Raw genomic sequence first — 13,870 nt, forward strand, 5'->3', positions numbered from 1 at the left:
CGTGCATGAGCGAACGCGCGGTGCTGCACGTGAAGGGGCGGATCCTCGTCGGGCCCGACGAGGTACGCGACGAGCTGTGGGTCGTCGACGGCCGGATCTCCTACGACCGCCCCGCCGGCGCCCGCGACGTGACGACCGCCGAGGGCTGGGTGCTGCCCGGACTGGTCGACGCCCACTGCCATGTGGGCCTCGACCGGCACGGAGCGGTCCCCGACGACGTCGCCGAGAAGCAGGCGCTCACCGACCGCGACGCCGGCGCCCTGCTGCTGCGGGACGCCGGCTCGCCGTCCGACACCCGCTGGACCGACGCCCGTGACGATCTCCCGAAGATCGTCCGGGCCGGCCGGCACATCGCCCGCACCCGTCGCTACATCCGCGGCTACGCCTGGGAGGTCGAACCGGACGACCTCGTCGCGTACGTGGCCCAGGAGGCCCGGCGCGGCGACGGCTGGGTGAAGCTCGTCGGCGACTGGATCGACCGTGACCTCGGCGACCTGTCGGCCTGCTGGCCGCGCGGCGCCGTCGAGGCGGCGATCGCCGAGGCGCACCGGCTGGGCGCCCGCGTCACCGCGCACTGCTTCGCCGAGGACTCCCTGCGGGACCTGGTCGAGGCCGGCATCGACTGCGTCGAGCACGCGACGGGCCTGACCGACGACACCATCCCGCTGTTCGCCGAACGAGGCGTGGCGATCGTCCCGACCCTCGTCAACATCGCCACCTTCCCGGACCTCGCCGACGGCGGCGAGTCCAAGTTCCCGCGCTGGTCGGCCCACCTGCGCCGGCTCCACGAGCGCCGCTACGACACCGTGCGCTCCGCCTACGACGCCGGCATCCCCGTCTTCGTCGGTACGGACGCCGGAGGCACCCTCCCGCACGGCCTCGCGGCGGCTGAGGTCGCCGAACTCGTCACCGCCGGCATCCCGCCCGTCGACGCCCTCGCGGCCGGCACCTGGGCGGCCCGCGCCTGGCTCGGACGCCCCGGCCTGGACGAGGGCGCCCCGGCCGACCTCGTCGTCTACGCCTCGGACCCGCGCGCCGACGTACGGGTGCTGGCGGATCCGCGCCAGGTGGTACTGAACGGGCGCGTGGTCGCGTAGGGACGCCACGGCTCGGGTGCCACGGCCCGCACGACACGGTTCGGTGGCCGAAACCCACCCACCGTGTGGCACTCGGGCGACGGAGGGGAACGGTCGTGCCCCTGGGGCCCCCAGGAATCGAATGCATCGGCGGACTCGCCACGAAGGAGTGAAGTGTCGTCGGATTGCTGACGTCCACCTCCGGGCGCGGTCATTCTTTCCGGGTCCCACCCACGTCTCATGGGGGTCCCACCACCTTGAACAGCACCAACTTTCTTATGCCCGCACGCCGTTGGGTCGTCGTCGCCACGGCCACCGTCCTTGCCGCAGGTCCCGCGGCGCTGGCCGGAGCGGGCACGGCGCAGGCCACCGGGGAACACGGCAGCGCGAGCGCGGCCGTCCTGCGCACCGGGCTCGACGTCGCCCTGCTCGACAAGACCGTGAACGTCCCGCTCACCGTCTCCCTCAACGAGGTCCACGCGCCGCAGAGCGCGCGCAGGACCGCCCTCACCGCGGACCTGGAGGGCGTCGACAAGGGCAAGCCCTTCAGCGTGCTGCGCGCGGAGGTGGCCGACGCGAAGGCGACGGTCGAGGGGAACAGGGCCGAGTCCTCCACCACCCTCGCCAAGGCCCGGGTCCATCTGCCCGGACTTCCCCTGCTGTCGCTCATCGAGCTCGAGACGGTCACCTCCAAGGCCGTCTGCGAGACCGGCCGCACCCCGCTCGCCTCGGCCACCCTGCCCGGCACGGTGACGGTGCTCGGCAAGCGCGTCAAACTGACCGCCTCCGGCCCCACAGAGGTCAAGGTGCCGGGCGTCGGCGAGGTCCGCCTGGACCTGTCGAAGACGGAGACCACCTCCCGTACGGCCGCCGCCACCGCACTGCAGCTCAAGGTGTCCGTCAACCCGCTGAGGCTGAACGTCGCCGAGGTCAACGGCACCGTCACCCTCGCCGAGGCCACGTGCGAGGCCCCGGGCGCCGACGCGGCCCCCGCACCCGCCGCTCCCGGCGAGCAGCAGGAGCCGGAGCCGGAGCAGGAGCAGCGGCAGGAGGAGGAGCGGGCCGACGCGGGCGCATCCCCGGCCGACAGCGAGAGTGATGCCGACGTCAAGCCCCAGGGCGCACGGGCCGAACAGGCGGCACCGGCCCGGGCGGACCTGGCCGAGACGGGTGGCGATTCGGCGACTCCGTACGTCGCGGGCGGCGCCCTCGCCCTCCTCGCGGCGGGCGGCGCGGCGGTCCTGCTGTCCCGCAGGGGGCGCCGCACCTGACACCGGCGCGTCGTGGCCGCCGCACCTGACATCGGCGGCCACGACGACGACATCGGCGACCCGGGTCCGGCGTTCCCACCGCCGGCCCCGATGCCGCGCGGCCCCCTTGCTGTTCCCGCACGGGGCGCCGCAGCAGAGGCCCGTGAGGCCATGGCCTCACGGGTCCGGTGCTCCCACCGCCGGGCCCGTCGTCGTCGGTGGTCCGGGTTCTCGCGCCGCACGTCCGAACGGCGGACTGCCCCGAGGGCCGGCGTTCTCGTGTCGACCTGCCGGCGGGCAGGGCCGGCAGGCGTGGTGGCGCGTTCCGGCGATGCCCGGAACGGACGGACGCGGAGGCCCCGTCCGGTGCTTCGCCTCCGCCCCTCACCCTTCGACGGTGGGTGAGGGGCGGGCCGTTGCCGTGTGCGGCTCGGCTCAGCCCCCGTCCAGGGCCCGGCCCAGCGCCTCCAGGAACGCGTCCGTCGTCCCACGGTCGCGCACCGCGACGCGCAGCCAGCGCTGGTCGAGGCCCGGGAAGGTGTCCCCGCGCCGTACCGCGAAACCGCGTGCGCGCAGGCGCTCCCGTACGGCCGCCGCGTGCGGGAGCCGGAGGAGGACGAAGGGGCCCTCGGCGCCTTCCACGGCCCGTACCCCGCGGTCGGCGAACTCCCCGAGACCGGTGAGGAGGCGGGAGCGGTCCGTGGCGACGCGGCGGGCCGCCTCGGCGGCCTCCGCCAGGGCCCTGGGTCCGACGCATGCCTCCGCCGCCGCCAGCGCGGGCGTGGACACCGGCCACAAGGGCTGGGCCCGCGTCAGCAGTTCGATCGTCTCCGACCCGGCCAGGACGTACCCGATGCGCAGCCCCGCCAGGCCCCACGTCTTGGTGAGGCTGCGCAGGACCACCAGCCCCGGTACGTCCGTCCGTCCGGCCAGTGCCTCCCGCTCGCCCGGCACCGCGTCCAGGAAGGCCTCGTCCACGACCAGGGTCCGCCCCGACCGGGCGAGCCGGGCGATGTCGGCGGCCGGGTGCAGTACGGACGTCGGATTCGTCGGGTTGCCGATCACCACCAGGTCCGCGGCCTCGGGAACCGCGTCGGGGTCCAGCCGGAAACCGTCCTCCTCCCGCAGCAGCACCCGGTCGACCGTGTGTCCCGCGTCCCGCAGCGCCGCCTCCGGCTCGGTGAACTGCGGATGCACCACCACCGGCCGGCGCACCTTCAGCGCCCGCGCCAACAGCACGAACGCCTCCGCCGCCCCCGCCGTCAGCAGCACCCGCTCCACCGGCAGCCCGTGCCGCGCCGCCACCGCGGCCCGCGCCGCACGCCCGTCCGGGTAGGCGGCGAGGCCGGCCATCGATCCGGCGATGTGCTCGCGCAGCCACGCCGGGGGAGTGCCCGAGCGGACGTTCACGGCGAGGTCGACCAGCGCGGAGCCGTCGTCGCGGACCTCGGCGTCCCCGTGGTGTCGCAGGTCGTGCATGCTGCCCTCCGGTTCAGCTCGCATGGGAGTGCGTGTGCGTGTGCGTGTGCCGGCCGTGTCCGTCGTCGTCCGGCCGTGAGGCGTTCGGTACGACACCCACCGGCGTCGCCGGCCGCCGTACGACGGCACAGGTCGCCTTCGCGGGCTGCCCGTCCGCACGCTCCGACGTGCGCTTGGGCACGAGGAGTTCGCCCCCGCCCACCAGTGCGGCGGCCTCCGCGACCGACGGGGTGCCGACGGCGGCCAGCGCCGCGTCGGACGGGTGGGGCACCTCGACGCGCGCCAGCTCCCCGGCGCCGTGGACCACCAGGGGCACACCCAGCCGCCGGGCCGCCTCCACGATGCCGGGCTCCTCGGCCTTCGCGTCCCCGGTGGCCAGGTGGGCGAGTGACGCGGCGGACAGCCCGGCGTCGTGCAGGGCCGCCCCGATCAGGGCGAGCAACTCGTCGACCGGGACACCCTTCGAGGCACCGACCCCGACGACGAGGGACGGCGGCCGGAGGACGGCCTCCCCCGCGCGCGGCTCGACCAGACGGTCCGTGAGGCGGATCGTGTACGCCCCCTCGTCGGCGACCGGCACCGGCGGCAGCGGCCAGGTCACGTCGGCACGCAGCGCCACCGCTTCACCGTCCAGCAGGGCGCGCGACACGGCGGCCACGTCGCCCTCCGCCGGCAGGCCCAGCATCCGTGGACCGGTCGCCGGGGTCACCACCGGCACGGCGCCCAGCACCTCGGCGCCCACCACCTCGGCGGCCTCGCACGCGCGGCCGCTCGTCCCGCCGCCGCTCATGAGGTCCGGCACCGCTCCACGAACCGGTGGGCCACACCGGGCTCGGCCGCCCAGTGCGTGTGCAGATAGCTGGCGTGCACACCGCGCCGCACGAAGCCTTCGACGCGCGGTGCCGGTGTCCGCACACCCCACGCGGGTGCGTCCCCCGCGCCGGGCTCGACGACGGTGCGGTGGAACTCGTGAGCCCGCATCCGCGTCCCGGCCCCGGCCAGCACGCTGTCCGACACGGCCACCGCGTCCCGGTAACCGAGGGTGAGCCGCTCGGTCATCCGCGCGGTGGCGTCCAGCACCCCGCACATGGGCAGACTGTCCAGCTCCCGGCACAGATACAGCAGTCCCGCACACTCGGCGGCCACCGGAGCACCGCTCAGAGCCAGTTCGGCGACGGCCTTCCGCAGCGGCTCGTTGGCCGACAGTTCGGTGGCGTACATCTCGGGAAACCCGCCCCCGACGACCACTCCCCGCGTCCCCTCGGGCAACTCCTCGTCCCGCAAAGGGTCGAAGACGACGACCTCGGCCCCGGCAGCAGCAAGCAGCTCGGCATGCTCCGCATAGGAGAACGAGAACGCGGCCCCACCGGCAACGGCGACCACTACCAGCCCGTCCGGCGATTGAGGACGAGGCCGTTCAGGCCGAAGCGGGGGTCCGGGTGCGGCAGCCCCCGGGGTCGGGACGGGAAGGGGCGGCGGGGGCGAAGAACTCAGAACCTCAGCCGCGTCCCAACCCGCACAGGTCAACGCACCCGCACTGCGCGCCAGTCCGACCAATGCCTCCAGATCACACCCGGTGGCCACCTGCGCGGCCATCGCCGCAACCGCCTCCACCGCACTGTCCCGCCGCTCGGCGACCGGCACCAACCCCAGATGCCGCGACGGTGTGTCGACCTGCGGAGCCCGCCGCACCACACCGAGCACCGGCACCCCCGACGACTCCAACGCCTCCCGCAGCAAAGCCTCGTGCCGGTCCGACGCGACCTTGTTGAGGATCACGCCCCCGATCCGCACCTCCGGATCCCACGTCACGAACCCGTGCACCAGCGCCGCCACCGACCGGGACTGCGACGACGCGTCCACGACCAGCACCACCGGCGCCCGCAGCAGCTTCGCCACCTGGGCCGTGGACGCCAGCTCCTCCTGCCCCGCGGCCCCGTCGTACAGCCCCATCACGCCTTCGACGACCGCGATGTCACACCCGCGCGCCCCGTGCAGGAACAGCGGACCGATCAGGTCGGGCCCGCACAGGTACGCGTCCAGGTTGCGCCCCACGCGCCCGGTGGCCAGCGAGTGGTACCCGGGATCGATGTAGTCCGGCCCGACCTTGTGCGGGGACACGGCGAGCCCCCGCGCGGCGAGCGCGGCCATCAGCCCCGTGGCGACGGTCGTCTTGCCGCTGCCCGACGAGGGCGCGGCGATGACCAGCCGGGGCGGCGCCGAAGACGTCTGCGCCGCCGACGGCGCCGACGCCCTCACCACTCGATGCCCCTCTGCCCCTTCTGCCCCGCGTCCATCGGGTGTTTGACCTTGGACATGTCGGTCACGAGGTCGGCGAAGTCCACGAGCTTCTCCGGAGCGTTCCGCCCCGTGATCACGACGTGCTGGGTCCCGGGCCGCTCGCGCAGCACCGACACGACCTCGTCGGTGTCGACCCAGCCCCAGTGCATCGGGTACGCGAACTCGTCCAGCACGTACAGCCGGTACGTCTCGGCGGCCAGGTCCCGCTTGACCTGCTCCCAGCCCTCCCGGGCCTTCTCCTCGTTGTCCAGCTGGGCGTCCCGCTGCACCCAGGACCACCCCTCGCCCATCTTGTGCCAGTCGACGCTGCCTCCCTCGCCGGAGGCGCCGAGCACCCGCAGCGCGTTCTCCTCGCCGACCTTCCACTTCGCCGACTTGACGAACTGGAACACCCCGACCGGCCAGCCCTGGTTCCAGGCCCGCAGCGCCAGCCCGAAGGCGGCCGTCGACTTGCCCTTCCCGACGCCCGTGTGCACGACGACCAGCGGCCGGTTGCGTCGCTGACGCGTCGTCAGCCCGTCCTGCGGTACGACACTCGGCTGTCCCTTCGGCATTACGCCGCCCTCCTTGTTCCGGCACCCTGCACATCCCTGACCAGCCCGGCGATAGAGTCCGCCCGCAACGCGTCCAGCGTCACCGCCGTACCGCCCAGCTCGCCCGCGAGCTGCCCCGCCAGACCCAGGCGCACCGGCCCCGCCTCGCAGTCCACCACCACGCAGGCCGTCCCCTCGGCGGCCAGCAGCCGCGCCGCCCGCCCGGCGAGGGCGACCGGCTGCGGGCCACCGGTGGCCCGCCCGTCGGTCACCACCACGACCAGCGGCCGCCGCGCCGGATCCCGCAGCCGCTCCACGCGCAACACGTCGTGCGCCTTGAGCAGCCCTGCCGCGAGCGGCGTACGCCCGCCGGTCGGCAGCGACTCCAGCCGGGCCGCCGCCGCGTCCACGGACGAGGTCGGCGGCAGCGCCACCTCGGCGGCCGTCCCGCGGAAGGTCACCAGCCCCACCTTGTCCCGCCGCTGGTAGGCGTCGAGCAGCAGTGACAACACGGCACCCTTCACGGCGCTCATCCGCTGCCGCGCGGCCATCGACCCGGAGGCGTCGACCACGAACAGCACGAGATTGGATTCGTGGCCCTCCCGCACCGCTTGCCTGAGATCGTCCCGCCGGACCACCAGCCCCGGGCCGCTGCGCCCCCGGGCCCGCTGATACGGCGCCGCAGCCTGCACCGTGGCAGCCAGATGCAGCCTGGTCAGCGCACCCCGAGGCCGGCGCGCCCCAGTGGTCCGCCCGCGCTCGGTCCGCGCCCGCGACCGCCGCCCGGCGGCACCCTCACCGATGCCGGGGACACTCAGCGCCTTCGTACGGAAAGGCTCGGCGGCCCGTACGGCGGACTGCTCCCCGGCACCGGGCCCCGCCTGCGGTTCCCCGCCCTCGCCGACCTCGGGCCGCGCGGAGGTGTCACCCCCCTGAGGGCCGTCCCCGGGTGCCGGCTGCCCGCCCGGGCCACCGCCCGGTCCCGGGTCGGGATCGTCGTCGCCCTCGCCCCGGTCGCCGAACTCCTCCAGCGTTTCGTCGAGTTTGTCCTCGTCCAGGCCGGGCGCGTCGAAAGGTGAACGACGTCTGCGGTGCGGCAGGGCCAGGAGCGCGGCCTGTCGCACATCCTCGGCGAGCACATCGGTCCGCCCCGCCCACGCGGCCAACGCGGTCGCGGTGCGCGCCATCACGATGTCTGCGCGCATGCCGTCCACCTCGAAAGCCGCGCAGGTCGCGGCGATCTGCCGCAGCGCCGCGTCCCCGAGCCGCACCGACGGCAGCAACCCCCGGGAGGAGACGATGTGTTGCCGCAGCGCGGCCTCCTCGTCGGCCCACCGGGCTGCGAAGGCGGCCGGTTCGTCGTCGTACGCGAGCCGCCGCCGGACCACCTCGACCCGCTGGTCCGGTTCCCGCGAGGCGGACACCTCCACGGTGAGCCCGAAACGGTCCAACAACTGGGGTCGCAGCTCGCCTTCCTCGGGGTTCATGGTCCCGACCAGCAGGAACCGCGCAGCGTGACGCACGGAGACACCCTCGCGCTCGACGTACGAGGCGCCCATGGCCGCGGCGTCAAGCAGGAGGTCCACGAGGTGGTCATGCAGAAGATTGACCTCGTCGACGTAGAGGATCCCGCGATGCGCGTCGGCGAGCAGGCCCGGCTCAAAAGCTTTGACGCCCTCGGAGAGCGCCCGCTCGATGTCGAGCGCACCCACCAGCCGGTCCTCGGAGGCGCCGACGGGCAGTTCGACCATCCGCGCCGGCCGGTCCACCCCGGCGCCCACTTCATGAGGACCGTCAGGGCACTCCGGGGCGGGTGCGGCCGGGGCGCAGGAGAAACGGCATCCGGACACCACGTCCACCGTCGGCAGCAGTGCCGAGAGGGCACGTACGGCGGTGCTCTTCGCGGTGCCCTTCTCGCCTCGTACCAGGACTCCGCCCACTGCTGGGCTCACCGCGTTGAGAAGCAGGGCGAGACGCAGGTCGTCCTGGCCGACAATCGCAGTGAAAGGGTAGGGCGTACTCATGCGCGGAACACTCCTTCGGGTGAATCCTGGGGGATGGGTGCGAGCGCGGAACACAAGAGCGGCAGGATCAAAGCCTGCTCCCCGCCGACGCGGGGGTGGTCCTGAGTTGCGCCGACGGCGTGGGGGCAGGGCCAGGTTGCCCCCGTCGATGCGGGGGTTCCGAGGGACAGCACTGGTCTTCCTCCGGGTCGCCCTCATGTTCGAGGTAGGTTGCCTGGAACCGGTCCAGGGTCTTCTGGTCCGGCTCCGCCTCCCAGGCACGCTTGCCGCCCGGCAGCCGTACGACGGCGAGTTCCACGCCGTCCAGCAGCGCGGGCAGTTCCGCCGCCAGGTTCACGCGGGTCGGGCTGCCGATCCGGTAGGAGACGCCGGTGGAGGCGCGGGCCGCCGGCAGATCGGTGTCGACGGTCGACAACAACACAGCGCTCATGCGGGCGCTCCCGGTGGAACGAACGGCAGTCCCTGCGGGGCACCGGACTCGATGAGCCGCCACAACGCGTCCGTGTCCGCGTGCTGTTCGATCAGATCGCCGAGCCGGTCGAGCTGCTCCTCGCGCAGCGCGGCGAACGAGGTGTCGGGGGCCGGTACGAAACGGCGTCCCGCGGCGGCGGCCACCTCGCGCAGGAAGGCCCGGCGGAAGCCGTCCGACTCCAGCGAACCGTGCCAGTGCGTGCCCCAGGTCTGCCCGACCCGGCAGCCGTCCAGGCTGTGTCCACTGTCATCGGAGATGAACGCCGTCCCTCCCCGCACGTCGGCGACCCCGTGATGGATCTCGTAGCCCTCGACGGACTCCCCGAGGGCCTCCCCGACGGCCCGCTCGAGCGTCTTCTCCCGTGCGAACCGCACCCGTACGGGCAGGACCCCGAGCCCGTCGACCCGGCCGGCGCGGCTCTCCACGTCGTCCTCGATGTGCTCGCCGAGGATCTGGAAGCCCCCGCAGATCCCGAGCACGGGCCGCCCCTCGGCGGTCCGCCGCTTCAGGGCGTCCGCGAGCCCGCGCTCCCGCAGCCACTGGAGCGCCCGTACGGTGCCGCGCGTGCCCGGCACCACCACGAGGTCGGCGTCGGCCAGTTCCTCGGGCCGGTCCACGAAACGGACCACGACGCCCGGTTCCGCGGCCAGCGCGTCCACGTCCGTGAAGTTGGACATCAGCGGCACCGCGCACACGGCGACCCGCAGCACGTCCTCACCGACCGGCGCGGCGACCGCGGACTCCCGCACGGCACCCCGCAGGGACACCGCCAGTCCGTCCTCCTCGTCGATGCCGAGCCCGTGCCGGAAGGGCAGCACGCCGTAGGTGTGCCGCCCGGTCAGACCGTGCAGCATGTCCAGGCCCGGCTCCAGCAGCGACACATCGCCCCGGAACTTGTTCACCAGGAAGCCGGCGACCAACTCCTGGTCCTCGCGTGACAGCAGCGCGACGGTGCCGAAGAAGGAGGCGAAGACCCCGCCGCGGTCGATGTCGCCGACGACGAGGACGGGGAGCGAGGCGTTCCTGGCGATCCCCATGTTGACGATGTCGGTGCGCCGCAGATTGATCTCGGCCGGGCTGCCGGCCCCTTCGCAGATCACCACGTCGTACGTGGCCCGCAACTGTGCGAGCGAGTCCAACACCGTGCCCAGGAGCTGCTGTTGCCGCCCACCGTGGTAGCCGCGCGCGCTCAGCTCACCGACCGGCTCGCCCAGCAGCACGACCTGGCTGCTCCGCTCTCCGCCCGGCTTGAGCAGCACCGGGTTCATCAGCGCGGTCGGCTCGACCCGGCAGGCCTGGGCCTGCATGGCCTGCGCCCGCCCGATCTCGGCGCCCTCCCGCGTCACGAACGAGTTCAGCGACATGTTCTGCGCCTTGAACGGCGCGACCTTGACGCCCTGCCGCACCAGCCACCGGCAGATCCCGGCGGTCACCACACTCTTGCCGGCGTCCGACGTCGTACCGGCGACCAGCAGGCCGCCGCCCGTCATACCGCCCGTCATACCGCCTGTCATGCCGTACGCCCCTTTCCGCGCGCCTTCGGGACGCCTCGCACACCGGCCCGTACGCCGGCCCGCACAACGGCTCGTACGCCGATGCGCGCGGCGGCGCCGACGCCGAGTGCCAGCCAGCCGACGCGCCGCGAGAGCCGTACCGAGCGGTCGATGTCCGCCACGGTCACGGCACGGCCGCCGCTGTTGAGGACGGGGCGGTGCTCGACCCGCCCGGCGTAGGACAGCGTCCCGCCGAGCCGCACGCCGAGCGCGCCCGCGAAGGACGCCTCCACGGGCCCGGCGTTGGGACTCGGATGCTTCGCGGCATCCGCGCGCCAGGCCAGGACGGCACCCCGCGGATCCGGCCCCGCGACCGCGGCGAGTACGGCGGTCAGCCGCGCCCCGGGCCACCCGGCGACGTCGTCGAGGCGCGCGGAGGCCCAGCCGTACCGCAGATGGCGGGGGGACTTGTGGCCGACCATGGCGTCCAGGGTGTTGACGGCCCGGAACCCGAGCAGCCCCGGCACACCGGCGACGGCCCCCCACACCAGGGCGCCCACCACGGCGTCGGAGGTGTTCTCGGCGACGGACTCCACGACCGCGCGGGCGATCCCCTCGGCGTCCAGCGCCTGCGGGTCCCGCCCGCACAGGTGCGGCAGCCGCGCCCGCGCCGCCTCGACGTCCCCGGACTGCAGGGCACGCCCGATGGCGCGGGCCTCCCGGGCCAGCGACGTCCCTCCGACGACGGCCCAGGTGGCCGCGCCGGTCAGGGCGACGGAGGCGGCGGGGGAGGACCGTACGAGGCGGGCGGCCAGGCTCCCCAGAGCGACGGCCCCGCCGACGCAGACGGCGGTGTGCAGCGCGCCCCGACCCCGGTCGTCCTGCCACAGAACCCGTTCCACGGCAGCCGCGGCCCGCCCGAAAGCGGCGACCGGATGCCCTCGGCGGGGATCGCCGAGAAACAGGTCGCCGAGAAGGCCGGCGGCGGCGCCGTACGCGAACTCGCGATCGGCACCCATGGGTTCAGCCGGTGAGGGATCCGGTGGGAGTGGCCGCCCCGAGCCGGGGCGGAGCATCGCTGGTCGACCTCAACAGGCAGCCGGGCATGGCGGTATGTCCTCACTCAGGGTGTCCACGCCCTGGTTCGACGAGACCGGCGGTGGGAGTTCCTGGCTCCCGGGGTCGTTCACCCCGGTGACAGTGGCGGGACCGCGCCGGATTCACACCGGCTTCCTCTCCTGCCGCCGTAATGGCTCCGGCAGTTCACCACGGTCCGGAAGAACCGTCAACTTGCCTTTGACCTGCGAGGCTGAAGTGTGCTGAGGCCCACAGAGGGGTTCCGCGGCGTGACGGGCGGAGCGGAAACGGCCGGCAGGCGGTCCGGGTCCGGTCGACGGATGGTCCGGGAAGCGCGAAACGGGCGGTACGGAGGCAACGTGCCCCGCACCGCCCGCCGGACGGCATGAACCCGACCGGGACGCCGGCCCGGGCCCCGGCCCCGGAATCAGGCAGCCGTCAGGAAGTCATCAGGCCATGATCAGATAGATCCCGTACGTCACCGCCGCCGCGCAGGCCGCGAAGCAGGCGTAGGCGCCGGTGACCGCCAGGACCGCGGACTCGCCCTGGGCGGCGGCCCGTTCACGGCGGGACAGTCCGGTAATGCCCAGGGTGAACAGAGCCACCAGGGCCACGGTGACCACGAGGCTGACGCCGAAGACGGAACCGAGGGCCGCCCAGTCGATCTTCATGGTGCTCTTCTCCTACGTGTCTTCCTGCGGGGTCAGACCGTGGTCCTGGCCGGAGGGGCCATCGGGTCGGTGGGGGCCGGGATGGTGGCCGAGAGCTCCTCGGCCGCGGGGCTCGCCGGCGGGGGCGCCACCGCGGCCATGGCCGCGGTCACGACGCCGCTCTGCTCCTCGTCAGTGGCGTCAGTGGCGTCAGTGGCGTCAGTGACGTTGACATTGGTGTGGTCGACGACCTCGCGCCGGGAGATCTTCCAGATCGCCGCACTGGAGGCGATCAGGAAGACGGCGACGAGGGCGGTGCCCCAGCTGCCGAAGCCGCAGACCCACTCGGCGATCGCCGCGACCAGGGCCGCCGCCGGCAGCGTCAGGCCCCAGGCGACGAACATCCGGGTGGCCGTCGACCAGCGGACCACGCCGCCCTTGCGGCCCAGGCCCGCACCCATCACGGAACCGGAGACGGAGTGCGTGGTGGACAGGGAGAAACCGAGGTGGGAGGAGGCCAGGATGACCGTCGCGGCGCTGGTCTGGGCGGCGAAGCCCTGCTGCGGCTGGAGGTCGGTCAGGCCCTTGCCCATGGTGCGGATGATGCGCCAGCCGCCGAGGTAGGTGCCGAGCGCGATGGCGATGCCCGCGGAGAGGATGACCCACATCGGCGGGTCGGAGTCCGGGGCGAGGGTGCCGCCGGCGACCAGAGCCAGGGTGATGATGCCCATCGTCTTCTGGGCGTCGTTGGTGCCGTGGGCCAGGGAGACCAGACCGGCGGAGGCGATCTGTCCGGCCCGGTACCCCTTCTCGGAGGCCTTGCTGTCGGCCGACTTGCGGCCCATGCGGTAGGTCAGCCGGGTCGCGAACATCGCGGCCAGGCCGGCGACCAGCGGCGCGACGATCGCGGGGATCAGCACCTTGGTGACCAGGACGTCGCCGTGCACCGCGCCGAAGCCCGCCGAGGCGACGGTGGCGCCGATCAGGCCGCCCATCAGGGCGTGCGAGGAGCTGGACGGCAGACCGACCAGCCAGGTCAGGAGGTTCCAGAGGATCGCGCCGACCAGTGCGGCGAAGATGACCTCGGGACGGATGCCGGCCTCGTCGACGAGGCCCTTGGAGATCGTGTTGGCGACCTCCACGGAGAGGAAGGCGCCCACCAGGTTGAGCACGGCGGACATCGCCACCGCGACCTTGGGCTTGAGGGCACCGGTCGAAATGGTCGTCGCCATCGCGTTCGCGGTGTCGTGGAAACCGTTCGTGAAATCAAACGCGAGTGCGGTTACCACCACAATCGCGAGGATCAGCGAGAAGCTTTCCATTTACCCAGGCAATCGTTCGAAGTCATTGGCGCGTTGAACGTAGGTAACCTGGATGAACGGAAGATGAACTGGAATGGGCGACAGGGTGACTGTGATGAAGCCGACTGCTCCACAGTGAGCCGAGGGCGGCCGAGGGCGGCCGAGGGCGGCCGAGGGCAGTCGAGGGCAGTCGAGGGAGCCGACGAGACGCCGT

General features: G+C 73.5%; 10 protein-coding genes, 2 pseudogenes and 1 riboswitch. Of the genes and pseudogenes, 2 read left to right on the forward strand and 10 right to left on the reverse strand.

Annotated features, from left to right (window positions below):
- Positions 1-5: 5 nt before the first annotated feature.
- Together ACFPZI_RS13580 and ACFPZI_RS13585 are read left to right on the forward strand one after the other, a co-directional pair.
- Positions 6-1,097 (forward strand): amidohydrolase family protein, encoded by a 1,092-nt coding sequence (locus tag ACFPZI_RS13580; RefSeq protein ID WP_381362757.1) that lies wholly within the window; start codon positions 6-8, stop codon positions 1,095-1,097.
- A gap of 236 nt (positions 1,098-1,333) precedes the next feature.
- Positions 1,334-2,347 (forward strand): SCO1860 family LAETG-anchored protein, encoded by a 1,014-nt coding sequence (locus ACFPZI_RS13585; protein ID WP_381362760.1) that lies wholly within the window; start codon positions 1,334-1,336, stop codon positions 2,345-2,347.
- Between the two features lie 414 nt (positions 2,348-2,761).
- On the opposite strand, the gene cobC is transcribed toward ACFPZI_RS13585, so the two are convergent.
- The 10 genes and pseudogenes from cobC to ACFPZI_RS13635 all read right to left on the reverse strand — a co-directional run bounded on the left by cobC (position 2,762) and on the right by ACFPZI_RS13635 (position 13,677).
- Positions 2,762-3,829, reverse strand: coding sequence for an Rv2231c family pyridoxal phosphate-dependent protein CobC (gene cobC / locus ACFPZI_RS13590; RefSeq protein WP_381362762.1), 1,068 nt, complete (start codon positions 3,827-3,829; stop codon positions 2,762-2,764).
- A 55-nt stretch (positions 3,830-3,884) separates the two neighbouring features.
- A pseudogene (locus ACFPZI_RS13595) lies at positions 3,885-4,586 on the reverse strand (cobalamin biosynthesis protein); the annotation flags it as partial.
- A 5-nt stretch (positions 4,587-4,591) separates the two neighbouring features.
- Positions 4,592-6,064: a cobyrinate a,c-diamide synthase gene (locus ACFPZI_RS13600; RefSeq protein ID WP_381362954.1), complete on the reverse strand. Its 1,473-nt coding sequence runs from the start codon at positions 6,062-6,064 to the stop codon at positions 4,592-4,594.
- Positions 6,061-6,660 (reverse strand): cob(I)yrinic acid a,c-diamide adenosyltransferase, encoded by a 600-nt coding sequence (gene cobO, locus ACFPZI_RS13605; RefSeq protein ID WP_381362765.1) that lies wholly within the window; start codon positions 6,658-6,660, stop codon positions 6,061-6,063. Before cobO ends, ACFPZI_RS13600 begins: the two co-directional genes overlap by 4 nt.
- Complete coding sequence (locus tag ACFPZI_RS13610) at positions 6,660-8,663, reverse strand: putative cobaltochelatase (protein ID WP_381362766.1); 2,004 nt, start codon at positions 8,661-8,663, stop codon at positions 6,660-6,662. Before ACFPZI_RS13610 ends, cobO begins: the two co-directional genes overlap by 1 nt.
- Before the next feature lie 250 nt (positions 8,664-8,913).
- A pseudogene (locus ACFPZI_RS13615) lies at positions 8,914-9,093 on the reverse strand (hypothetical protein); the annotation flags it as partial.
- Positions 9,090-10,625, reverse strand: a complete 1,536-nt coding sequence (locus tag ACFPZI_RS13620) for a cobyric acid synthase (protein WP_381362956.1) — start codon at positions 10,623-10,625, stop codon at positions 9,090-9,092. The pseudogene ACFPZI_RS13615 and the gene ACFPZI_RS13620, both read right to left, overlap by 4 nt.
- A 20-nt stretch (positions 10,626-10,645) precedes the next feature.
- Entirely contained in the window at positions 10,646-11,647 is a 1,002-nt protein-coding gene (locus ACFPZI_RS13625) for a cobalamin biosynthesis protein (protein ID WP_381362769.1), read from the reverse strand.
- Positions 11,648-11,772: 125 nt separating this feature from the next.
- Positions 11,773-11,911, reverse strand: a riboswitch (cobalamin riboswitch).
- Between the two features lie 243 nt (positions 11,912-12,154).
- On the reverse strand, positions 12,155-12,376 hold the full coding sequence (locus ACFPZI_RS13630) for a hypothetical protein (protein WP_381362772.1): 222 nt from the start codon (positions 12,374-12,376) through the stop codon (positions 12,155-12,157).
- 32 nt (positions 12,377-12,408) lie between these two features.
- Positions 12,409-13,677, reverse strand: a complete 1,269-nt coding sequence (locus ACFPZI_RS13635) for an inorganic phosphate transporter (RefSeq protein WP_381362775.1) — start codon at positions 13,675-13,677, stop codon at positions 12,409-12,411.
- Positions 13,678-13,870: the final 193 nt, after the last annotated feature.

The organism is Streptomyces chlorus, from assembly GCF_042655885.1.
Classification (GTDB): domain Bacteria; phylum Actinomycetota; class Actinomycetes; order Streptomycetales; family Streptomycetaceae; genus Streptomyces; species Streptomyces chlorus.